Source organism: Oerskovia paurometabola (genome assembly GCF_016907365.1).
Classification (GTDB): domain Bacteria; phylum Actinomycetota; class Actinomycetes; order Actinomycetales; family Cellulomonadaceae; genus Oerskovia; species Oerskovia paurometabola.
In genome coordinates, this window is the sequence record NZ_JAFBBV010000001.1 from 386,090 (window position 1) to 407,145 (window position 21,056).

Genomic DNA, 21,056 nt, shown 5'->3' on the forward strand with positions numbered 1-21,056 from the left:
CCCGCCAGACGGCGCCCACAGGGCACTTTCGAAGGGCCTTCGAACGTCAGATGAACACCAGGTGAACAGTCGCCGAAGACTCGCCGACTTGGTTCAGACCCCTGTCATCGAGCGTCCACCATGGAGTACGTGACCGAGACGATCCTGCTCGCGCTCGTGGTAGTGACGGCCCTGGCCTTCGACTTCACGAACGGCTTCCACGACACCGGCAACGCGATGGCCACGTCCATCGCCACACGTGCCCTCAAGCCCAAGACCGCCGTCGCGCTGTCTGCAGTCCTCAACCTGGTCGGGGCGTTCCTGTCCCTGGCCGTGGCGGCGACCATCGCCAAGGGGATCGTGGACGCGAACGTCATCACCCTCGAGGTGGTGCTCGCCGGTCTGGTGGGTGGCATCACCTGGAACCTGCTGACCTGGTTGCTGGGTATCCCGTCGAGCTCGTCGCATGCCCTCATCGGCGGCGTCGTCGGCTCGGTCCTGGCTGCGGTCGGGACGAGCGGGGTCCTGTGGACCGGTGTCCTGTCCAAGGTGATGATCCCCGCCCTGCTCGCTCCCGTGATCGCGATCGGGGTCGCCGCGCTCGGCACCTTCCTGGTCGCGCGCATCACCAAGGACCTGCCGCAGGACACGACGAGCCGCAGGTTCCGCTGGGGCCAGATCGGCTCCGCCTCGCTCGTCTCGCTCGCGCACGGCACCAACGACGCGCAGAAGTCGATGGGCATCATCCTGCTCGCGCTCATCGCGGGCGGTGCCGTCCCGTCCGACTCGGGGGTCCCGTTCTGGGTCGTCCTGTCGTGCGCGTTCTTCATGGCGCTGGGCACGTACCTGGGCGGCTGGCGCGTCATCCGCACGCTCGGCAAGGGCCTCGTCGAGATCGACTCGCGCCAGGGCATGGCCGCCGAGACCTCGTCGGCCGCGGTCATCCTCCTCTCGAGCCACTTCGGCTTCTCGCTGTCGACGACGCACGTCGCGACCGGTTCGATCCTCGGCTCGGGCGTCGGCATGCCGGGCGCGAAGGTCCGCTGGGGCGTCGCGGGCAAGATGCTCGCCGCGTGGGGCCTGACGCTGCCGGCCGCCGGCGTCGTCGGCGCGCTGTGCTTCTGGCTGCAGGACGTCATCGGTGGCGTCGGCGGGACCGTCGCGGTCTTCACGATCCTCATCGGCGTCTCCGCCGCGATCTGGGTCGCGTCGCGTCGCAAGCCCGTCGACGCGTCGAACGTCAACGACGAGTGGGACGGCGAGGGCGAGACCGCTGTGGTCGACGCCGCCGAGTCCTTCACGGCCGTCGCCGTCGAGGTCACGGCCGAGGCCGAGGCCACGATCGCCGCGACCACGGCAGCGAACTCCACTGCTCCGACCGCCACCGCCCCGACCGCCACTGCCCGTGAGGGAGTCCACGCATGAGCGAGTTCATCCACTTCGACGCCCTGCTCCAGGTCGTGGTCGCCGGCGCGATCGTCGGCGCGGGCCTGCCCGCGCTGTTCGCGCTGGGCGTCCGCCTGCTCGCCCCGTCGCAGGGTGCGGCCCTCGCGGTGGAAGGTGCGCCGTCGGGCACGGGCTCCGGCCCGACGACGGCTCGCCCCACGGGCCTTCGTCTCACCGGCGCGGTGGTGTGCTTCGGCACGGTGCTGGCCGCGTGCGCGGTGGGCATCTGGTTCCTCGCGTCCGGCGGTCACTGACCCCCCGCACGACCCCCGACAGGAGGCCGCCCCGTCGTACGACGACGGGGCGGCCTTCGTCGTCCTCGCGGGAGGCAGAGCGCCGCCCGCACGACGTGATGAGGCGAACACCACATCCGGGCGGTAGTGGTCGAATTACCACGGTCGCCCCACCTTGTCCCGCATTTCGAGGGGCTGATGTGCGACCGTGTCGCACGATGTGATCGGGAGCACGGGAATCTCCCGTCATACCGCCGTCGGGGTCTGGTCTTCTGGGTAGTTGGACAACTGTTCAGGTCACCAGAAGGAGCGTCATGAGCACCCCCCACCGGGCTCGTCGAGCGGGTACACCGTTCGGTCGGGCCGTCGCCGCCGCCACCGCCGCGGTCCTCGCCCTGACGGGAGCGGTCGCGCTGGGCGCGGGACCGCTCGCGGCGCCTGCGTCGGCGGCACCCAAGGCGCAGCTCCCGCAGTGCCCGGCGCCGGGGGAGATGCCCAACGTGTCGACCGGCGTCCCGATCTTCACCGACAGCAACGTGGCGGTCTGGGTCGGGGGGAACTACTCGGCGCTCCACAGCGCCGCCGAGTCGGAGGGCGTCCTGGTCGTCGAGGGCGACGCGACGTTCGACGCCCCCGGCAACTTCAGCATCGGCGCCGTCGGGGCGGGGTCGCAGATCGCGCCGCCCGACGGGTCGACCATGCTGCACGTGGGCGGCTCCATGACCGTGGGAGCGGAGACCGGCATCACCGTCGGTTCGACGCAGCCGAACGGCGGCGGGGTGAACGTCGGCGGCACGCTGACGATCGACGGTTCGCTCAGCACCACCGGGCCGGCGTCCAGCGCGCCGGTCCAGCAGGGGATCGGGGCTCCGGCCGCGCTCGCGCCCTGGGCCGACTTCCGCACGGTCGTCGAGGACACCTCGGCCACGATCGCCTCGTGGGGCGGGACGGCCGTGACGCGCTCGGGCAACCAGCTCACCTTCACGGGGTCCGGGACGGACGACCCGCAGGTGTTCACGATCCCCGCGACGATGCTCGACGGGGCCAAGGAGATGTACTTCGTCGGGATCCCCGACAAGGTCGCGATCGCGATCAACGTGACCGGCACGGAGCCTGTCGACATCGCGCCGAACTACTGGTCCGGCAACGGGACGGGGTTCATCAACGACTTCAACACCCCCGGGTTCGGCAACTGGGCCGCGCGCACGCTCTGGAACTTCGTCGAGACCCCTAGCCTGAGCATCGGGCGCGGCGACCAGTTCCTCGGGACCATCCTCGCGCCCGCAGCGGACGCCACGATCTCGACCGCCACGAACGGGCGCGTGATCGTCGGCGGCGACCTGAGCTTCGGCATCGACGGACTCACGACCGGGCTCGAGATGCACAGCTACCCCTGGACCGGGCCCGGCCCGTTCACGTGCCTCTCGGTCGAGCCCGGTGGGTTCACCGTCGCCAAGAGCGTGGTCGGTGACGGCGCGGACCTCGTGCCGGCCGGTACCGAGTTCACCGTCGCCTACTCGTACACCGCGAACGGGACGCCCGTCGCCGGCACCCTCACGGTGAAGGCCGACGGCACGGTCGTGGACGGCCCGGCGGATCTCCCTGCCGGGACCGTCGTCACGCTCTCCGAGCCCGACCTGCCCGTCGTCCCCGGCGTCGAGTGGGGCACGCCGTCGTTCGCCCCGTCGGACACCGTCACGATCGGTGCGTCCGGGACAGCCGCCGTGCGGCTCACCAACACCGCGTCGGCGCAGCTCGGCGGGTTCTCGATCGCCAAGGCAGTGACCGGGCTCGCCGCGAGCCAGGTCCCCGCGAGCACGGAGTTCACCGTCGCCTACACCGTGACGGTCGACGGCACCTCGACCCAGGGGACCGTGAAGGTCCGCGCCGACGGCACCGTGGTCGACGGTCCCCAGGACCTGCCGGTCGGCGCGGTCGTGACGTTCGCCGAGATCGACCTGCCGACCGTGCCCGGCGTCGTGTGGGGCGCGCCGTCGTTCGACCCCGCCTCGATCACGGTCGCCGACGGCGAGAGCCCCCGGGTCACGCTGACCAACACGGCCGACGCTGCGGTGATCCCCGTCGGCGGGTTCTCGGTCCAGAAGGTCGTCGAGAACGCTCCCGCGGGCATGGTGCCCGCGGACACCGCGTTCACGGTCGCCTACTCCTACGAGCTCGACGGCGTCCCGACGTCGGGCACCCTGACGGTGCGCGCCGACGGCACCGCCGTCGACGGCCCGCAGAACCTCCCGGCCGGCACGGTCGTCACGTTCGGCGAGGTGAGCCTGCCCGACGTCGACGGCGTCGTGTGGGGAGCACCGGTCTTCAGCCCGGCGAGCCTCGTGGTCGGCGCGAACGAGAACGCCAAGGTCACGCTGACCAACACCGCGGAGGAAGCACGGGCGGGCGGGTTCTCGATGGCCAAGTCCGTCACGGGCGAGGCCGCGGACAAGGTGCCCGCGGGCACCGAGTTCACCGTTCGCTACGCCTACGACCTGGACGGTGTGCCCACCACGGGCACGATGACCGTGAAGGCCAACGGGACCGTCGTCGACGGCCCGCAGAACCTCCGCGAGGGCACGGTCGTGACGTTCGAGGAGATCGCGCTCCCCGCGGTCGACGACGTCGTGTGGGGCACCCCGGTGTTCAGCCCGGAGAGCCTCGTGGTCGGCGCGAACGAGAAGGCCGAGGTCACGCTGACCAACACGGCGCTCGACGCCCCGGCGGGCGGCTTCTCGCTCGCCAAGGCCGTCACGGGCCTCGCAGCGGACAAGGTGCCCCGTGCGACCGAGTTCACCGTCCGTTACACGTACGACTTGGGCGGCGTGACGACGACGGGCACCCTCGCGGTGACCGCGGACGGGACCGTCGTCGACGGCCCGCAGAACCTTCCGGTCGGCACGGTCGTGACGTTCACCGAGCTCGCCCCGCCGTCGCTCGACGGCGTGGTCTGGGGCGCACCGGTCTTCAGCCCCGCCTCGGTCACGATCGCCGACGGCGAGAACACCCTGGTGACGGTGACGAACACCGCGAACGCGGTCGTCGTCCCGCTCGGCGGCTTCTCGATGGCCAAGGAGCTCACGGGCGAGGCCGCAGGCCGCGTCCCGGCCGACACCGAGTTCACCGCGACCTACGAGTACACGATCGACGGCGCCACGCTCGGGGGGACCCTGACGCTTCTCGCCGACGGGACCGTCGTCGACGGCCCGCAGAACCTCGTCGCGGGCACCGTCGTGACGTTCACCGAGCTCACGCCCGCCCACGTGGTCGGCGTCGAGTGGGGCACGCCGGTCTTCAGCCCGGCGCGCGTCACGATCGGCAGCGTCGAGAACACCGCCGTCACGCTCACGAACACGGCCAATGCCGAGCCCGCGGGCGGGTTCTCGCTCACGAAGGTCGTCGAGGGCTCCGGAGCCTCGGTCGTCCCGGCGGGCACCGAGTTCACGGTCCGCTACGCCTACGAGCTGGACGGCGCACCGGTCAGCGGCACGTCGACCGTGGCCGCTGACGGGACCGTCGTGGACGGCCCGCAGAACCTCCCGGTCGGGACGGTCGTGACGTTCACCGAGACCGACCTCCCCACGGTCGCGGGCGTGGTCTGGGGGACGCCGGTCTTCAGCCCGGCCCAGGTCACGGTCACGGACGGCCAGAACGCGGCAGTCACGCTCACCAACACGGCCGACGTCGTGGCCGCCCAGGTCGGCGGGTTCACGATCGCCAAGAAGGTCACGGGGCCGAGCGCGGCGAAGGTCCCCGCGGACACGCAGTTCACGGTCGCGATCTCCGGGACCGTCAACGGCGAGCACACCGAGGGCACCCTGACGGTCCGCGCCGACGGCACCGTCGTCGAGGGCCCGGCGAACCTCCCCGCAGGGACGGTCGTCGACCTCGCGGAGGTCGACCTGCCGAAGGTCGAGGGCGTGCGCTGGGGGACGCCGGTCTTCACGGTCGACGGCGAGAAGGTCACGTCGGTCACGATCGGCGCGGGCCAGACCGTCGCGGTGACCCTGACCAACACCGCGGACTCCGCGGACGGCGGTCTCGCGGCCACGGGAGCTCGCGTCGCGGGCATCGCCGCCGTCGCACTGCTGCTGGTCGGCGGAGGTGGCGCGCTCCTCGTGGGTGCGCGACGCCGTCGGGCATGAGGTCCTGACCGGACCACCGCCCGAGCGTGCCCCGGAGCGGGCGTGACCTACCCGGTCACGCCCGCTCCGGCGTTCACGCCCCGAGCGCCGCGCGGACCGCCGCGGCGAACGCGTCGACGTCCTCCGCCGACGTGTCCCACGAGCACATCCAGCGGACCTCGACGCGCTCGGCGCCCGTGACGGGGTCGGGGGCGGCGGCCGCCCAGTCGTAGAACGCGAAGTCCGCGCGCAGGGCGTCGGCCACGGCTCGCGGCAGCACCGCGAACACCGCGTTCGCCTGGGTGGGCTGCGTGAACGCCAGGCCCGACGGCGTGGCGTCCGTCCCGCCGTCGGGCGCCTCTCGCTCGCTCGCCACGGGCGAGAGCGCGACCCGCAGGCGTGCGGCCATCGCGTTGGCGTGCGCCGCGTTGGTGCGCCACAGGTCGTCCTCGAGCAGCGCCGTGAGCTGCGCCGAGACGAAGCGCATCTTCGACGCGAGCTGCATGGTCATCTTGCGGACGAAGTCGACGCCCTGGGCCGCGCCGGGGTCGAGGACCACGACGGCCTCGCCGAACAGCAGGCCGTTCTTGGTGCCGCCGAACGACACGACGTCCACGCCCACGTCGGTCGTGGTCGCACGCAACGACACCCCGAGGGCGGCCGCCGCGTTCGCGAGCCGCGCCCCGTCGAGATGCACGCGCAGGCCCGCGGCGTGCGCGCGGTCGCTGATCGCGCGGATCTCGTCGGGCGAGTAGACCGTGCCCAGCTCGGTCGCCTGCGTGATCGAGACGACGAGCGGCTGCGCGCGGTGCTGGTCGCCCAGGTCGCCCACGAACCGGTCGACCGCGCCCGGCGTCAGCTTGCCGTCCGGGGCAGGGACCGTGAGGAGCTTGATCCCGCCGACACGCTCCGGTGCGGCGTTCTCGTCCTGCTGGATGTGCGCGTGCTCGGACGTCACGACCGCGCCCCAGCGCGGCAGCATCGACGTGAGCGCGACGACGTTCGCGCCCGTCCCGTTGAAGACCGGGTAGGCCGTGGCCGCCTCGCCGAAGTGATGCCTGACCGACTCCTGGAGACGCTCGGTCCATGGGTCCGCGCCGTACGAGCCGGCGTGGCCCACGTTCGCCGCGGTCAAGGCCGCGAGGACCGCAGGGTGGGCAGGGGCGTAGTTGTCGGACGCGAACGAACGCGGGGTCGAAGGCACCCGGCCAGGGTAGACCCGGTCAGGGCAGGGTGATTCTGTGCCCGAGCAGGACGAGGACCGACGAGCCGTCGTCCGCCGTCTCGACCCGGAAATCACCGTCGACCATCGGCTGCTCGCCCCGGGTCCGTACGTCGAGGATCTCCGGGACATCGGCCGGCGAGTAGACGCGCGGGCCTCCCTGCCAGATCGCGTACGACATGTGCCAATGGAGGGAGTGTCGCTCCTCTACCAGGATCTGTCTTCCGGCCGGACGAGCCAGGTCGTCGAGCGGGACGTACGTGCTCATCGCGGCGCCGACCCCCATCAGCCATGCGACGAAGGCCACGCACGTCACGGCGAGCAGGGCGACGCCCGTCCCGAGCCACATGAGCACGGCGACCCCGTAGCGGCAGGTCATCGACACCCGGACGGCCAGGACCACGCAGAGAAGGCCCATGCATCCGCAGATCACCAACCAGAGCCAGGCGGTCATCGTCTCCGCGTCGTGACCGCGGACGAGCAGCAGATAGGCCGAGTCGACGTAGGGGTCGAGGAGGAAGATCCCCACCCCGGCGACACAGGCGATCAGGATGGGAGCCCCCAGCCAGACCCACCAGGCCCAGTGGAGGCGCTCCACAGAAGGGGCCGACGCGACCGGTGCGATCGAGGCCGAAGTGCTCACAGCCCGAAGTCAACCAGAGCGCGGTGCGCCTGGGCGCCGAGGATGACGTGCCCTCCTGCCGAGGGTGACGCGTCTGCGCGGCCGGGCCCGCGCGACAAGGGCCCCCGTGAGGCGCACCCTGGAAGAGCGGGGGCGGTCGCCCCTGCACGACGCAGGGGGACGCGGCGGGCGAGCAGCCCGTCCGCCCGGGCATCGCGGCCCGGGGCACGACCGACCACCCGCTCCCACGCCCCCGCCGGCACACGAGGGGGAACACCATGAGCACCGCACCGCACCCCGACCCGCAGCTGGGGGGACCGTTCGTCCGGCAGGACGTCTGGAAGCTCTACCAGCAGGGACCCGACGGCCAAGCCGTCATCACCGCCTACGCGAAGGCCGTCGGGGTCCTCAAGGCCGGCCCGTCCACGGGAGCCCGGTCCTGGCTGCACCAGACCCAGGTCCACGGCATGAGTCCGGACCCGCACGACGGGCTGCGCAACCAGTGCCAGCACGGCTCCTGGTACTTCTTGCCGTGGCACCGGCTCTACCTGGGCTACTTCGAGGCGATCTGCCGCGACATCATCCGCAACCGGAACGACATCCCCCAGAAGGTCAAGGACACGTGGGCCCTGCCCTACTGGGACTACGACACGGCCACGACCAACACGCTGCCGCCGCCCTTCCGGGACCCCATCGGGCCCGACGGCCTCGCCAACCCGCTCTACGAGGTGCAGCGCAAGAACGGCGTGAACGCCGGGACGGCTTCCCTCGACCCCACCGAGACCACCGCGAAGGGCTGGTTCTACCAGCCGCTCTTCACGTCGAAGATCCCGAACACGGTCACCTTCGGCGGTCCCACGACCGGGTTCAGCCACCTCGGCGGCACGATCGGCGCCCTCGAGGGCACCCCGCACGGCACCGTCCACAACTTCGTGGGCGGCAAGATGGGGAACTTCAACACCGCGGCCTCCGACGCCGTCTTCTGGTTGCACCACTCCAACATCGACCGGCTGTGGGAGGTGTGGCGGTCCCACGCCGGGCAGGGGCGCGACCCCGCGAAGAGCGTCTTCACCCAGAAGTTCGCGTTCCTCGACCCGTCCGGAGCCCGGAGGGAACCCGAGAGCTGGGAGGTGCTCGACACGAGCGCGTTCGGGTACGTGTACGCGGACATCGGGGTCCCACCGTCGGCCCGCACGCTGAAGCGAGAGAGGAGGGGGCCCGTGGCCGGCGTCGGAGACGCGGGGGCCGAGGACGACGCCCGCCGCGAGGAGGAGGTACGTCGCCTCGAGCAGGTCCCGCCCGAGGCCGTCGCGGTCAACCGTGAGCCGGTACGCCTCGCGTCCCGGACGGCGAGCGTCGACATCGTGGTCGGGCCGGGTGCGGCCCGGGACCTGACCGACCGGGCGGCGTCGCCGACCGAGCCGGAACGGCTGCTGCTCGTGCTCGAGCACATCACGCTCGAGGGCGACAACCAGCCGCCCACCTACGCCGTGTACGTCGGCGACACCGAGGACGACGACGCGCTCGTCGGGAACCTGCCGCTCTTCGGGGTCCGCGAGTCGCAGGAGTCCGACGCCGAGCACGGGCTGTCGTACGTCTTCGACATCACCGACGTCGCGGCCAGCCTCGGCGAGAGAGGAGCCTGGGACCCTGGCCACCTGCACCTGACGTTCCACCCCGTCGTCCACGACGAGCAGGAGGTGCTGGCGGCGCCCGAGGTCGTCGTCCGGACCGTCCGCCTCATGGTCCAGTGACCGTCGCGGCCGGGCGTCGCCCGCGCCCGGCCGCCGCGCGCGGGCCGGGGGTCCGGGCGGTGGGCGTCGAGGCGCGACGGTTCCTCGACCGTCATCCCGAGTGGCCGGTCCTGCTGGCGGCGGCCGCCGCGTGGGCGGCGCTCCTCGGCGCACGGTCGCCGACACCGGGCTCTGGCGCCCGCGGCCCGGTACCGGTGTCGGCGCACCACGCGTCCCCGGGGGTCCAGGGAGGGGGGTGGTCCTCCGCGTGGCTCGACCCGGCGTCTGTCGCGACGGGCTGGGCCGACGGCGTTCACGGGTTCGTGCCCGCAGTGGCAGCGGGCTGGGGGCACTGGGCGCTCATGGTCGTCGCGATGATGCTGCCCGGGCTGGTCCCGTCCGTGCGGCACGCGGCGTTCGCCTCGCCACGCAGACGACGGCACGGGACCACGGCACTGTTCGTCGCCGCCTATCTTGCGCTGTGGATCGTGGTGGGACTCGGGGTGACGCTCGTCGTCGGCCTGCTGCGCCCCGGGGTCATGGCCGCCGCCGCGGTCCTCGTCGCGGCCTCGGCGTGGGAGCTGACCCCCGTCGTCCGGCGAGCCTTGGCCCGGTGCCATCGCTCGGTGCCGCTGGGCGTCGAGGGCCGGACGGCGGACGTCGCGGCCCTGCGGTTCGGCTGGTTCCACGCCCGTGCGTGCGCGGCCACGTGTGCACCGTTCATGGTGGCGGCGACCTTCGCGGGGCACCCGCTCTGGCTCGCGCTCGGGATCGCGACCGTGACGTGCCTCCAGAAGCTCGGCGCCGACGCCGAACGCTGGGTGCACCCCGTGGCCGTCCTCGGGGTGCTGTCGGCCGTGGTCCTGGTCGGGACCAGCTGAGGGGGCGGTGCGTCACCCTCGGCGGGCAGGGGCCTCACCGTCGAGGTAGTACCAGCGTCCGCCCTCCCGGACGAACGAGCTGATCTCGTGCAACGATGCACGCTCCCGCGTCTCGTCGGACCGGTAGTGGGCGACGAACTCCACGACGCCCGTCCGGTCGAGCGGGCCGCCCGCGCTCGTCGCGACGACGTCCAGACGGCGCCACGTCACGTCGTCGTCGAGGTCCAGGTCCGCGGGGCGCGTCGAGGGGTGCCAGGTGGCGAGCAGGTAGTCGGCGTCGCCGACCGCGAACGCCGCGTAGCGCGAACGCATCAAGGCCTCGGCCGTCGGAGCCGTCACCGAGTCGGCGCCGCCCGCAAGGAGGCCGCGGTGGTACCGCCCGCAGCACGCCCCGTACGTCTCTCCGGACAGGCAGGGGCAGCGGGCGTCGTCGGGCAGGGGCGAGGTCGCGGTCACCCGACCATCCTTCCGTAGGGTGTGAGCCGTGCGCTTCCTCCGCTGGACCTTCGCCGTCTACCTCGCCGCCGTGCTCGTGGTGACGTGCTGGCCGTCCCCGCAGTCGACCGCCGCGCCCGGGTGGGCGCTCGCGGTCCTGGACGCGTTCCGGTCAGTGGGCCTGCCGATGTCGTACGAGTTCCTGGAGGCCGCCTCGAACGTGGTGATGTTCTTGCCGTTCGGCGTGCTGGGGCTGCTCGTGCTGTCCGGGGCGCGTCCCGGGGTGCCGCTCGGGAGGGCGGTCGGGGCCGTGGTCCTGGCGGGGTTCGCCCTGTCGATCGCGATCGAGCTGTCGCAGCTCGTGATCCCGGGCAGGTACTCGACAGTGCAGGACGTCGTGATGAACACCACGGGGGCGGTCGTGGGTGCGGTCGCCGTGGCGGGAATTCTGGGCGCCCGTCGCCCGTTGACCCCAAGTTAGTGTCGCGACGACACTAAAAATTCTCGCATCGTCACACGGAGGTCCCCCATGTCCACCCCCCACGTCACCGGCGCACCGCTCGACGGCGCCCCGTCCTTCCAGGGCAGGGTCGCCCTCGTCACTGCCTCCGGGGCAGGCATCGGCGAGGCGGTCGCGAAGCGGCTGGCCTCCCTGGGGGCGGCCGTCGTCGTCTCCGACGTCAACGACGAGGCCGGTGCGCGGGTCGTCGCCGACATCGAGGCCACGGGCGGCCGTGCGGCCTACCGACGAGCGAACGTCGCCGACCCCGCGGACGTGAGCGCCCTCGTCGCGTTCGCCGTCGAGACCTTCGGCGGGCTGCACCTCGCGGTCAACAACGCAGGCGTGGGGACTCGGCCCTTCCGCCTCGACGAGATGCCCGAGGACGGCTGGGACCGCACGCTCGACGTCACGCTGCGCGGGACGTTCCTGTCGATGAAGGCCGAGATCGCCCACATGCTCGGCAACGGGGGCGGCAGCATCGTCAACATCGCCTCGATCGCGGGCCTCAAGGCGTCGCCCGGCCTGGCGCCGTACTCGGCCGCGAAGGCAGGCGTCGTGTCCCTCACGTACGGCACCGCGATCGAGTACGTGACCGACGGCATCCGCATCAACGCCGTCGCGCCGGGGGCGATCGAGACTGCCGCGCTCGCGTCGCTGCCCGAGGAGGCCCGCGCCGGCTACGCGGCCGACGTCCCCATGAAGCGCCTCGGCCAGCCGTCCGAGATCGCGGACGCCGTCGCGTTCCTGCTGTCCGACCAGGCGAGCTTCATCACCGGTGTGGTCCTGCCGGTCGACGGCGGCACCCGGGTCGCGTGACCGACGCACCGCACCCCGGGGCGGGGCCGGGCGACGGCCCCGCCCCGGCGGGGGACCCGCGCGTGCCCGGGTACCGGTCCGACCTGCTCGACTCGCTGGTCCGCGTCATGGGCCTGTGGACGAGCGGCGACTTCCTCGCGGCCGTCGCTGCACGCGAGGGGATCGACCTGGACACCCCGGCGATCGTGGTGCTCACGGTCGTGTGGCGGCAGGGCCCACGACGACCCTCGGCCATCGCCGAGCACCTGTCCACGGGACCGTCGAACGTGAGCAAGATCCTGCGCCGCCTCGACGGCGCGGGGCTCACCGAGCGCCGCGAGGACCCCGACGACGCCCGGGCCTCGCGCGTCCACCTCACCGAGGCGGGGGCCCGCGTCGCCAGGACGTTCGTCGCCGCGGGGGACGCGCTCGTCGACGAGCTGCTCGACGGGTGGTCCGCGCACGACCGGTTGGCCTTCACCGAGCTCATGCGGCGCTTCGAAGGGGCGACCGAGGCCTTCCTCGAGCGGGGCTGACGGCTCCGTCGTCTCCGCTGGTACCCGTCTAGGCCCACAGCAGGCGCCACCAGGTCTCGCCCGGCGCGTCCGCGCGGTGGATCCGGTGGATGCGGTGCGGCGCGTTGAGGGCGTCGTCGAGCCCCAGCTCGTCGACCACGTAGGCCCACAGGAGCTCGCACTCGCAGTCCGGGACGTGCTGCTCGGTCACGAGCAGGTCCGCCTCGAAGCGCAGGATCGCGCCTTCTGCGACCAGGCGCTCGTCGCAGCGTCCCGGTCCGACCACGAACCCGTGGAGCGTCACGTCGTCCGGGTGCTCGGCGGCTGCCCGGAGCAGGCGCCCCAGCGGCGGCGAACCGTTCGACCGGTGGACGAGCCGGGTGGGGGCGAGGCGTGCCAGGAGCGCCTCGGCCAGGGGCCCGTCGAGGTTCGCGAAGAACGTCGGTTCGAGCGGGTCGTCGTCGGGGTGCAGGACCGGTTCCAGCAGCTCGGGCACGGCATCGTCGAGGAGCCAGCCGTGCGTGTGCGGCCCGTGGACGTGGTGGAAGCCGTCGGGGCCGTTGGCCTCGGCGGCCTGGCGTTCCCAGAGCGCCCGGAGGGTGGGCAGGCCCAGGGGAGAGACCGGGTGCCGGGTCGTCGCGCGTCGTCGGGGGTGGGAAGGGCGGGTGCCGTGGCTCATGCCGGTAGGGTGCCGCGCCTGCGGGGACGCCCGCCGGGGCCGGCCGGAGCCCTGTGGACGAGGGCGCCGGAACGCGACCTGTGGACGACGCCGGATCGTGACGTCCGGCGGGCCCGAGCCCGACGCGAGAGGATGCGTTCATGACCACGATCCTCGTGACCGGCGGCACCGGCACGCTCGGCACGCCCACCGTGACGCTCCTGCGTGCCGCTGGGTACGACGTCCGCGTGCTCAGCAGGTCCACCCGGCCAGGCCCGGCCTTCGTGACCGGGGACCTCACCACGGGTGAGGGCCTGCGGGAGGCGTTCGACGGCGCGCAGACCGTCCTGCACCTCGCGACCCGTGGTCCCCGGGCCGACGTCGAGATGGGCCACCACGTCGTGGCCGCGGCCCGCGACGCCGGGGTGGGGCACGTCGTGTTCCAGTCGATCGTGGGCGTCGACCAGATCCCGCTCGGCTATTACACGGCCAAGGTCGAGGTCGAGGACCTGCTGACCGCGTCCGGCCTGGCGCACACGATCCTGCGGGCCACGCAGTTCCACGAGTTCGTCGACAACCTCTTCGCGGCGCAGCGCTTCTCGCCCGTGCTGCTCACGCCTGCGCTCGCGGTCCAGCCGATCGCGGTGCCCGACGTCGCCGCGCGCCTCGTGGAGATCGTCGCCGCGGGGCCCTCAGGTCGGGTCGCGGACGTCGGCGGGCCCGAGCGCCTCACGGGCCGTGAGGCCGCCCGCGCCTGGTTGCGGGCGACGGGCAGCCGCCGCGGGGTCGCCCGGGTGCGGCTGCCGGGGCGGACCTTCGGCGCGTACGCGGCGGGCCACCACATGGTGCCGGGCGCCCCCTACGGGACGGGCACGTACGGCCAGCACCTGCTCGAACGGTACGGGCGCCCGCGCTAGCCGACCCCCCGGGTTGCCGGGGCCCGGGCCGCGCGTGATCGTGGGGAGCATGACCCGAGCCCGTGGTGCCTCGCGATCCTCGTTCGACGTCCTCGCCCGGTCGCTCGCGATCGGGGTTGCCGCAGGCAGCCGTGCCTCGCTCGGCCTGGCTCCTCCGTTGCTCACGTCCTCGCTGTCCGGGCCGTGGGGGGTGCTCGCCAAGGTCGTCGGTGCGCTGGGCGTCGCGGCCGAGCTCACGGGGGACAAGCTGCCGAGCGCGGGATCTCGGCTCGAGCAGCCGGGCCCGCCGATCCGCATGACGTCGGGTGCGGTCGGTGCGCTCGTGATCGCCCGACGCGCCGAGGCCGGGGTCCTCTTCCCGCTGCTCCTCGGGGCGGCGGGCGGCGCTGCGGGCACCTGGGGCGGGGCAGCGTGGCGGGCGGCTGCGGTCGGCAGGCGCCCCGACTGGCAGGCCGCGGTCGTCGAGGACGCGGTCGCGCTCTCGCTCGCGGCGTTCGCGGTGCGCCCCTGAGGCGACCCCACCACGGCAACGTCCCCGGACGACCGCGGCCCGACGGCGCCGCTCACCTCCGGGGCGAGCTCCGCCGTCGGGCCGCGGGCCTCAGCAGGTCAAGGCGTTGCCCGTCGTGGTGCCCAGGAGCTCGGCGTAGCGGCGGAACAGCGCGACGCGGTTCGCGACCTGGCGCGGGTTCCCGCCGTCGCACTCGAGCGGGCCGTTGATCGCGCGGATCGTCTCGCGGAAGCCGTGCTCCCCGACGATCGCCTCGTGGCACGTCATGGTGCCCTCGCCGGGCTGGGTGTTCCAGTACCAGAGCGCCGTCTTCCAGGCGACGGTCGGGTCCGTCTCGACGAGGAACGGGTTGTTCAGCAGGTCGATGCCCAGGGCGTCGCCCGCCGCCTTGTAGTTGAAGTTCCAGGAGAGCTGGATGGGGCCCTTGCCGTAGTAGGCGTCCTGGCCCGCGGGGCACCCGTACGGCTGCGACGGGTCGCAGTAGTGCGAGTACACGGCCGTGTTGAGCTCGCTCACGTGCAGCAGACCCGTGCTCTCGTGGCTCACGTTCGCGAGGAACGCCGCGGCCTCCCGCTTCGCGATCTCGGTGCCGCCCGACGTCGCGAACTCCGGGTACGCCTCGGTCGCGGCGACCAGGCCCGCGTACGTGTAGAACGGGTTGCGGTCCGGGAACATCTCCTCGAACTGCGCCTCGGTCACCACGAAGCCCGTCGTGATGCCGCTCGTCGAACCTGTCTCAGCCATGAGCCACCCTCTCGTCACTGTTCCCGGCGGAACGTCGTCCGACGACTCGTCAGTGACTCGTCGGCACCCCCCGCCTGCGTTCAGCGGTCACCCTAGGGGACGAGCGAGCGCTCCTCGGCATCGGTGTGCAGTGCGCTCTGCGGGGCGTCCTCGACGTCCGGCTCGGGGCGGTCGCCGGGGCCGGGGGACCCCTCGGGAGAGACGTCCGCAGGGGTCGCGCCGCCCGTCCTGGCGTACACGAGGACCGCGACCAGACCCGCGACCCACCCCGTGACGAGCGGCCAGAAGAGGCTCGCCTGCACGGTCGGCAGGACCATGTTCATGGTGGCCGAGTGCAGCCCGAACGCGGTGTACGTCGTGAACGACCGGGTCGCGGCGGGGACCACGGCCGCCACGACCGTGGCGAACCAGACCGCGAGCACCAGGGTCCAGCGCCCCGCGCTCGGCGGGAGCCGGCGGGTCGCGAGCCACGTCCCGCCCGCGACGAGCAGGCCCACGGCCAGGGCGAGGGTCACCTCCATGCCCTGGACCGGTTGCCCTTGCGGCGCGAAGCGGAAGATCATCGCCCCCGTGGCCGCCTCCGCGACGAGGTCGATCGGGCCGCGCGCGCTGCGGTGCCACACGAGCCACGAGCTGCCGGCCCCGACCGTGACCCACACGAGCGAGGCCGTGAGGCCTGCGACGAGGACGGTCGGCCAGGTGCGGGCCCGCAGAGGCTTGCGCGACCTGCGCGTCGCGGGGAGCGTCTGCGCGGAGGAACGGCTCGTCAGGGCGAGGGCCCCGACGAGCGCGATGCCCACGAGCCAGCCGTTGACCAGTCCCCACCAGCCGCCCTCGAACGACGCGGCGAGCAGGTGGAACGCCGGGTTCATGGGCGAGGGGAAGGAGATGTCCGCGACCGTGTCCGCGACCGAACCGGCGGTGCCGCCGGCCACGACCCCGAACCACGTCGCGAGGAAGACGCCCCACGTGCCGGTGCGTGGAGGCAGGCGCCGCGTCGCGAGGTACGCCACGACCATGACCACCAACCCCGCGAGGAGCGCCGCGAGGATCGTCTGACCCGTGACCGCCGAACCGCCCGGGACCGTGCCGTTCGGGTGGGGGAGGAACGTCCGGACGAGCGCGCTGTGGACGCGGTACGTGAAGTTCGCGTGGACCCAGTCGCTCAGGACGGCCGTCCCGACCCACAGGATCGACGTGACCAGCCCGGCGACGAGCACGGCGGGTTCCCTGCGTGACGTCATCGGCATGCCCGCGAGGGTAGCGCACGCGCAGGAGGCGACGAGCCCGGTGAGGGGAGCCCGTGGCCCGGCCCTGCCCGACGGCGGAGCAGGCCCTCGCACGCACGGTGGGCTCCGGCGTCGGGCCCGGAACCGCCCGGCGGTTGACACCTTCCGAGGGCGCGTGCAAGAGTGCCTCTCAATCCGGAAACGTTTCCAGAGTGTTTCGCACCGCTGCGTTGGAAACGTTTCCAAATCGAGATCTTCCGCACCACCTTCGACGGAGAGGGCAGGAACCGATGGCACCACGTGCAACGTTGAACGAGGTCGCCGAGCGCGCAGGGGTGTCCCTCGCCTCGACCTCCCGAGCGCTGCACGGCTCCGGCGCGAGCAAGGCCATGGTCGAGCGCGTGCGCGCCGCCGCCGACGAGCTCGGGTACAGCCCGGACGCCGTCGGCCGCTCCCTGCGCATGCGCCGCACGTTCCAGATCGCCTTCGCGGTCGCCGACATCGGCAACCAGGTCTACGTCGAGATGATGTCCGCGATCCACGCGGTCATCGCGCCCTACGGCTACCGGGTCGTCGTGACGACCACGGGCGACACGGCGGAGTCCACCACGGACCTCGTGCGCAGCCTCGCGAACGGCATGGTCGACGGGATCGTCCTGAGCCCCCTGCGCATGAGCGAGGAGCTCGTCCGCGCGATCCACGAGTCCGCGGTGCCGGTCGTCGTGATCGGCCGGTCGCTCGGCGCCCACGGCATCGACTCGGTCTCGACCGACTCGGCAGGCGGGATCGGCCAGGCCGTGACCCACCTGCTCGATATCGGCCGCCGCCGCATCGCGTTCCTCAACGGCCCCCTCGACACGACCCCCGGCGAGGCCCGCCAGCGCGGCTTCGACGCCGCCGTCGCCGCCCCGGGGTTCGCCGCCGAGCACGTCGACGTCGAGATCGCCGAGGACTTCACGGTCGCCGCCGGCCTCGCCGCCACGCGCACGCTCATCGAGCGCAACGCCGCCCGCGGCGGTCTCGACGCGATCGTCGCGGCCAACGACCTGCTCGCGATCGGCGCGATGCACGCGGCCCGCCAGAGCGGCCTCGACGTCCCCACCGACCTCGCCGTGACCGGCATGGACGACACCGAGATCGGCCGTGTCTTCTACCCGAGCCTCACGAGCGTCTCCCTGGGGTCCGCCGAACGTGGTCGGCGGGCCGCCCAGCTCCTGCTCGGACTGGTCGAGGGCAGCGACCAGGAGACCCGGCACGTGGACGTGGGGCCGACCCTCCTCGTCCGCGAATCCACCCGACCGACCGACGCACTCGACGGAGAGAAGTCATGACAGCCCCCACCGTGGAGGCCGGCCCCCGACCGACCGCCCCCGCACCCCAGCGGCAGAAGCCGCGCCGGACCGGAGGGATGGCCCGCTCGAAGCGGCGCGAGGCCATCGCCCTCGTCATCCCGTCGCTGCTGCCCATCCTCGTCCTGAGCGTCGCGCCCCTCCTGGTCGGCGTCGGCCTCGCGTTCACCGACGCCCGCCTCGTGCGCAACCCCGAGTACGCGTTCGTCGGGATGGACAACTTCGTCCGGCTCGCCGACAACTCCTTCTTCTGGGACTCGTTCCGCATCGGCATGATCTGGGCCGTGTCCGTGACGCTGCTCCAGCTCGTCGCGGCCATGGGCCTCGCGCTCCTGCTCAACTCCGACCTCAAGCTCCAGGGCCTGACCCGCGTGCTCGCGCTCATCCCGTGGGCCATGCCGCCCGTGGTCGTCGCGATCATGTGGCGGATGATCTACTCGCCCAACGCGGGGCCGCTCAACGCGTTCCTCGGCAGCGTGGGGCTGCCCGACGACATCAACTGGCTCGCGGACTTCTCGACCGCGCTGCCGGCAGTGATCGTCGTGGGCATCTGGGTCGGCATGCCGCAGACCACCGTGACGCTGCTCGCCGGGCTCCAGCAGATCCCCGACGAGCTCCACGAGGCCGCGGCGATCGACGGCGCGAACGCCTGGCGCCGCTTCACCGCGGTCACGCTCCCGAGCCTGCGCCCGATCATCACGTCGATCACCTCGCTCAACTTCATCTGGAACTTCAACTCGTTCTCCCTGGTCTACGTGCTGACCGAGGGCGGACCGGGCGGCCGCACCATGCTGCCGATGCTCTACACGTACCTCGAGGCGTTCAAGAACAGGAACATCGGCTACGCGGCCGCCATGGGCGTCGTGCTCGTGGTCGTCGTCGTCCTCCTGCTCGCGATCTACCTGTGGTCCCAGTTCCGCCAAGACCGCGACAGCACGGGGAAGTGATCTGATGCGTCATCTCGTCCGGCCCGCCCAGTACGTGGCACTGGCCTTCTACATCGTCTTCCTCGGCTTCCCGCTGCTGTGGCTCATCTCGGCGTCGCTCAAGTCGTCGGGAGAGCTCAACTCGCTCAGCGTGAGCCTGATCCCGCAGGACATCGAGCTCGGCAACTACTCGGCCGCGCTCGAGCGCCAGGGACTCGTGCGCTCGGCGTGGAACTCCGCGATCGTCGCGCTCGTCTCGACCGCGCTCGTGCTCCTCATCGCGCTGCCCGGCGCGTACGTCCTCGCCCGGCTCAAGGGCCTGGTTCGCGGCATGGGCGTCGGGTGGATCCTGGTCAGCCAGGTCTTCCCCGTCATCCTCATCATCCTGCCGCTGTTCCTCATCCTGCGGACCATCGGCCTGACCGACAGCCTGGTCGGCCTGACCCTGGTGCACACGACGTACACGCTGCCGTTCGCACTGTGGATGCTGCAGGGCTACGTGAGCTCGATCCCGATCGAGCTCGAGGAGGCGGGCTCGATGGACGGCGCGAGCCGCCTGACGGTGCTCCGCCAGATCGTCTTCCCGCTCCTCATGCCGGGCGTCGTCGCGACCGCGATGTTCAGCTTCGTGTCGTCGTGGAACGAGTTCTTCTTCGCGCTCGTGCTGCTCCAGTCGCCCGAGAACTACACGCTGCCGATCACGCTCAAGATGTTCATCGGCGGCGAGGGCAAGGTCGCCCTCGGCCCGCTCGCGGCGGGCGCCGTGCTGGCCGCGATCCCGAGCATCGTCTTCTTCTCGATCATGCAGAAAAGGCTCACCGGCGGACTCCTGTCCGGTGCCGTCAAGGGGTGAGCGCAGTGCGCCCCCGCCTCGACGGAACCCGTCCCACCCACCCCACCCGCACGACCCCCACGCCTCAGAAAGGCAGACACATGAAGACTCGTGGTGCGTCCATCGCCGCATGCCTCACGATCGGCACCCTGTTCCTCACCGCTTGCGGAAGCGGCGGAGACAGCGACGCCGGTGGAGACTCCGGCCCGATCACGCTGAAGTTCCAGTCGCTGTCCGACCAGCCCGCGGCCATCGCCGCGACCGAGAGCATCGTCTCCGACTGGAACGAGGCCAACCCCGACGTCCAGGTCGAGATCGTCCCCGCAGGGTGGGACGGCATCTACGACAAGCTCATCACGCAGTTCAACGGTGGTGCGGCGCCGGACATCATCCACTACGAGGCCGCGAGCATCGTGCCCTTCGCGGCGGACGGCTACCTGGCCGACCTCTCCGAGTACATGTCCGACGAGTTCCGCGCGGACGTCCCCGAGGGCATCCTCGACGCGGTCACGGTCGACGACAAGGTCATCGCGTACCCCACCGAGCTCCAGTCCTACATGGTGTTCGCGAACAAGACGCTGCTCGACGCCGCAGGTGTCGCGATCCCCACGGGCGAGACCATGACGTGGGACGAGATGCGCTCGATCGCGCAGGCCACGACCAAGGACGGCACGTACGGCCTGGGCTGGGGGCTCAAGAGCCCCACCGCCGCGTACATGTCCTTCGCGCCGGGCTTCGGCGGCACCTACTTCGAGGGCAGCGGCGCGGACGCCACGCTGACGGTCGGCGAGGGCGAGATGGCCGTGCCGAACCTCGTGGACGCCATGGCGTTCGAAGACAAGTCGATCCTGCCCGTGACCCTGAGCCAGACCGGTTCGGAGACGCTCGCGACGTTCTACGCCGGGCAGGTCGCCATGACGATCCAGGGCTCGTTCCAGGCCGCGAACATCGCGACCGACGCCCCCGAGGGCTTCGACTGGATCGTGCTCCCGCCGCTCGAGGGGTCGGAGGGCGCCCAGCAGGCCGCCAACCCGCAGACCCTGTCCGTGAACATCGACTCCGAGCACGTCGAGGAGTCCGCGGAGTTCATCGAGTTCTTCACGCAGACCGACAACCTGGCCGCCCTCAACGAGGCCGACGCCCTCATCCCCGCGACGACGTCCGCGCAGGAGGCCCTCGCGGCCAAGCTCGGCACCGAGAACGGCTGGGACGTCATCCTCTCCTCGGGCCAGCACCTCGTGTCCGCGCCGTACCTCTTCGTCGACGCCTACGCGCAGTGGAAGGACACGGTCGCGACGCCGGCCTACCAGCGCTTCCTCGCGCAGGAGATCGACGCCGACGGCGTGGCGACCGAGCTGACGGCCGGCTGGGAAGAGATCACCAAGTAGTGCAACCCGTGCGGA

Annotated in this window: 20 protein-coding genes; 14 read left to right on the plus strand and 6 right to left on the minus strand. The window is 72.1% G+C overall.

The window, feature by feature from the left end; genetic code table 11:
• The first annotated feature begins 129 nt into the window (after window positions 1-129).
• From JOD48_RS01725 to JOD48_RS01735, 3 genes are all read left to right on the plus strand, one after another.
• Window positions 130-1,404 (plus strand): inorganic phosphate transporter, encoded by a 1,275-nt coding sequence (locus JOD48_RS01725; RefSeq protein WP_307823916.1) that lies wholly within the window; start codon window positions 130-132, stop codon window positions 1,402-1,404.
• Window positions 1,401-1,679, plus strand: coding sequence for a hypothetical protein (locus JOD48_RS01730; protein WP_204806959.1), 279 nt, complete (start codon window positions 1,401-1,403; stop codon window positions 1,677-1,679). Before JOD48_RS01725 ends, JOD48_RS01730 begins: the two co-directional genes overlap by 4 nt.
• 293 nt (window positions 1,680-1,972) lie before the next feature.
• On the plus strand, window positions 1,973-5,803 hold the full coding sequence (locus JOD48_RS01735; RefSeq protein ID WP_204806961.1) for a DUF5979 domain-containing protein: 3,831 nt from the start codon (window positions 1,973-1,975) through the stop codon (window positions 5,801-5,803).
• 73 nt (window positions 5,804-5,876) lie between these two features.
• On the opposite strand, the gene JOD48_RS01740 is transcribed toward JOD48_RS01735, so the two are convergent.
• Window positions 5,877-6,986, minus strand: coding sequence for a threonine aldolase family protein (locus tag JOD48_RS01740; RefSeq protein WP_307823917.1), 1,110 nt, complete (start codon window positions 6,984-6,986; stop codon window positions 5,877-5,879).
• A 19-nt stretch (window positions 6,987-7,005) separates the two neighbouring features.
• Window positions 7,006-7,647 (minus strand): hypothetical protein, encoded by a 642-nt coding sequence (locus JOD48_RS19355; RefSeq protein ID WP_239527309.1) that lies wholly within the window; start codon window positions 7,645-7,647, stop codon window positions 7,006-7,008.
• A gap of 257 nt (window positions 7,648-7,904) precedes the next feature.
• Between JOD48_RS19355 and JOD48_RS01745 the strand changes: the two genes are divergently transcribed.
• Complete coding sequence (locus JOD48_RS01745) at window positions 7,905-9,380, plus strand: tyrosinase family protein (RefSeq protein WP_191789945.1); 1,476 nt, start codon at window positions 7,905-7,907, stop codon at window positions 9,378-9,380.
• Entirely contained in the window at window positions 9,377-10,240 is an 864-nt protein-coding gene (locus JOD48_RS19360; protein WP_191789944.1) for a copper chaperone, read from the plus strand. The genes JOD48_RS01745 and JOD48_RS19360 overlap by 4 nt, the downstream gene beginning before the upstream one ends.
• 12 nt (window positions 10,241-10,252) lie before the next feature.
• Here JOD48_RS19360 and JOD48_RS01755 read toward each other — a convergent pair whose 3' ends face one another.
• Complete coding sequence (locus JOD48_RS01755; RefSeq protein WP_307823918.1) at window positions 10,253-10,696, minus strand: YchJ family protein; 444 nt, start codon at window positions 10,694-10,696, stop codon at window positions 10,253-10,255.
• Between the two features lie 28 nt (window positions 10,697-10,724).
• Between JOD48_RS01755 and JOD48_RS01760 the strand changes: the two genes are divergently transcribed.
• Genes JOD48_RS01760 through JOD48_RS01770 form a run of 3 tightly spaced genes read left to right on the plus strand, consistent with a single transcriptional unit; the run spans window position 10,725 to window position 12,508 of the window.
• Window positions 10,725-11,156 (plus strand): VanZ family protein, encoded by a 432-nt coding sequence (locus JOD48_RS01760; RefSeq protein ID WP_204806963.1) that lies wholly within the window; start codon window positions 10,725-10,727, stop codon window positions 11,154-11,156.
• Window positions 11,157-11,204: 48 nt separating this feature from the next.
• Window positions 11,205-11,993, plus strand: coding sequence for an SDR family NAD(P)-dependent oxidoreductase (locus JOD48_RS01765; protein WP_191789942.1), 789 nt, complete (start codon window positions 11,205-11,207; stop codon window positions 11,991-11,993).
• The gene (locus tag JOD48_RS01770; RefSeq protein ID WP_204806965.1) at window positions 11,990-12,508 is read left to right on the plus strand and encodes a MarR family winged helix-turn-helix transcriptional regulator; all 519 of its coding nucleotides are present in this window, start codon (window positions 11,990-11,992) and stop codon (window positions 12,506-12,508) included. The genes JOD48_RS01765 and JOD48_RS01770 overlap by 4 nt, the downstream gene beginning before the upstream one ends.
• Window positions 12,509-12,536: 28 nt before the next feature.
• Here the strand turns inward: JOD48_RS01770 and JOD48_RS01775 are convergent, their stop codons facing one another.
• Window positions 12,537-13,166, minus strand: coding sequence for a hypothetical protein (locus JOD48_RS01775; RefSeq protein ID WP_191789940.1), 630 nt, complete (start codon window positions 13,164-13,166; stop codon window positions 12,537-12,539).
• Window positions 13,167-13,306: 140 nt separating this feature from the next.
• Here JOD48_RS01775 and JOD48_RS01780 point away from each other — a divergent pair, with 140 nt between their 5' ends.
• Entirely contained in the window at window positions 13,307-14,062 is a 756-nt protein-coding gene (locus JOD48_RS01780; protein ID WP_204806967.1) for an SDR family oxidoreductase, read from the plus strand.
• A 49-nt stretch (window positions 14,063-14,111) separates the two neighbouring features.
• The gene (locus JOD48_RS01785) at window positions 14,112-14,573 is read left to right on the plus strand and encodes a hypothetical protein (RefSeq protein WP_204806969.1); all 462 of its coding nucleotides are present in this window, start codon (window positions 14,112-14,114) and stop codon (window positions 14,571-14,573) included.
• A 90-nt stretch (window positions 14,574-14,663) separates the two neighbouring features.
• On the opposite strand, the gene JOD48_RS01790 is transcribed toward JOD48_RS01785, so the two are convergent.
• Both JOD48_RS01790 and JOD48_RS01795 read right to left on the minus strand, forming a co-directional pair.
• On the minus strand, window positions 14,664-15,317 hold the full coding sequence (locus JOD48_RS01790; protein ID WP_204806971.1) for a chitinase: 654 nt from the start codon (window positions 15,315-15,317) through the stop codon (window positions 14,664-14,666).
• A 92-nt stretch (window positions 15,318-15,409) separates the two neighbouring features.
• The gene (locus tag JOD48_RS01795; protein WP_204806973.1) at window positions 15,410-16,567 is read right to left on the minus strand and encodes a hypothetical protein; all 1,158 of its coding nucleotides are present in this window, start codon (window positions 16,565-16,567) and stop codon (window positions 15,410-15,412) included.
• A 269-nt stretch (window positions 16,568-16,836) separates the two neighbouring features.
• Here JOD48_RS01795 and JOD48_RS01800 point away from each other — a divergent pair, with 269 nt between their 5' ends.
• The 4 genes from JOD48_RS01800 to JOD48_RS01815 all read left to right on the plus strand — a co-directional run bounded on the left by JOD48_RS01800 (window position 16,837) and on the right by JOD48_RS01815 (window position 21,041).
• Window positions 16,837-17,877, plus strand: a complete 1,041-nt coding sequence (locus tag JOD48_RS01800; protein WP_191789935.1) for a LacI family DNA-binding transcriptional regulator — start codon at window positions 16,837-16,839, stop codon at window positions 17,875-17,877.
• Window positions 17,874-18,842: a carbohydrate ABC transporter permease gene (locus JOD48_RS01805; RefSeq protein ID WP_204806975.1), complete on the plus strand. Its 969-nt coding sequence runs from the start codon at window positions 17,874-17,876 to the stop codon at window positions 18,840-18,842. Before JOD48_RS01800 ends, JOD48_RS01805 begins: the two co-directional genes overlap by 4 nt.
• Before the next feature lie 4 nt (window positions 18,843-18,846).
• Window positions 18,847-19,674, plus strand: coding sequence for a carbohydrate ABC transporter permease (locus JOD48_RS01810; protein ID WP_191789933.1), 828 nt, complete (start codon window positions 18,847-18,849; stop codon window positions 19,672-19,674).
• 80 nt (window positions 19,675-19,754) lie between these two features.
• Window positions 19,755-21,041, plus strand: coding sequence for an ABC transporter substrate-binding protein (locus JOD48_RS01815; protein WP_204806978.1), 1,287 nt, complete (start codon window positions 19,755-19,757; stop codon window positions 21,039-21,041).
• The last annotated feature ends 15 nt before the right edge of the window (window positions 21,042-21,056 follow it).

What these genes read in the sequence shown, in the direction of transcription:
- JOD48_RS01815 (WP_204806978.1), top strand. Translation starts at nt 19,755, where the DNA reads ATGAAGACTCGTGGTGCGTCCATCGCCGCATGCCTCACGATCGGCACC.
- JOD48_RS01775 (WP_191789940.1), bottom strand. Translation starts at nt 13,166, where the DNA reads ATGAGCCACGGCACCCGCCCTTCCCACCCCCGACGACGCGCGACGACC.
- JOD48_RS01780 (WP_204806967.1), top strand. Translation starts at nt 13,307, where the DNA reads ATGACCACGATCCTCGTGACCGGCGGCACCGGCACGCTCGGCACGCCC.
- JOD48_RS01730 (WP_204806959.1), top strand. Translation starts at nt 1,401, where the DNA reads ATGAGCGAGTTCATCCACTTCGACGCCCTGCTCCAGGTCGTGGTCGCC.
- JOD48_RS01765 (WP_191789942.1), top strand. Translation starts at nt 11,205, where the DNA reads ATGTCCACCCCCCACGTCACCGGCGCACCGCTCGACGGCGCCCCGTCC.
- JOD48_RS01735 (WP_204806961.1), top strand. Translation starts at nt 1,973, where the DNA reads ATGAGCACCCCCCACCGGGCTCGTCGAGCGGGTACACCGTTCGGTCGG.
- JOD48_RS01790 (WP_204806971.1), bottom strand. Translation starts at nt 15,317, where the DNA reads ATGGCTGAGACAGGTTCGACGAGCGGCATCACGACGGGCTTCGTGGTG.
- JOD48_RS01745 (WP_191789945.1), top strand. Translation starts at nt 7,905, where the DNA reads ATGAGCACCGCACCGCACCCCGACCCGCAGCTGGGGGGACCGTTCGTC.
- JOD48_RS01805 (WP_204806975.1), top strand. Translation starts at nt 17,874, where the DNA reads ATGACAGCCCCCACCGTGGAGGCCGGCCCCCGACCGACCGCCCCCGCA.
- JOD48_RS01800 (WP_191789935.1), top strand. Translation starts at nt 16,837, where the DNA reads ATGGCACCACGTGCAACGTTGAACGAGGTCGCCGAGCGCGCAGGGGTG.
- JOD48_RS01810 (WP_191789933.1), top strand. Translation starts at nt 18,847, where the DNA reads ATGCGTCATCTCGTCCGGCCCGCCCAGTACGTGGCACTGGCCTTCTAC.
- JOD48_RS01785 (WP_204806969.1), top strand. Translation starts at nt 14,112, where the DNA reads ATGACCCGAGCCCGTGGTGCCTCGCGATCCTCGTTCGACGTCCTCGCC.
- JOD48_RS01795 (WP_204806973.1), bottom strand. Translation starts at nt 16,567, where the DNA reads ATGCCGATGACGTCACGCAGGGAACCCGCCGTGCTCGTCGCCGGGCTG.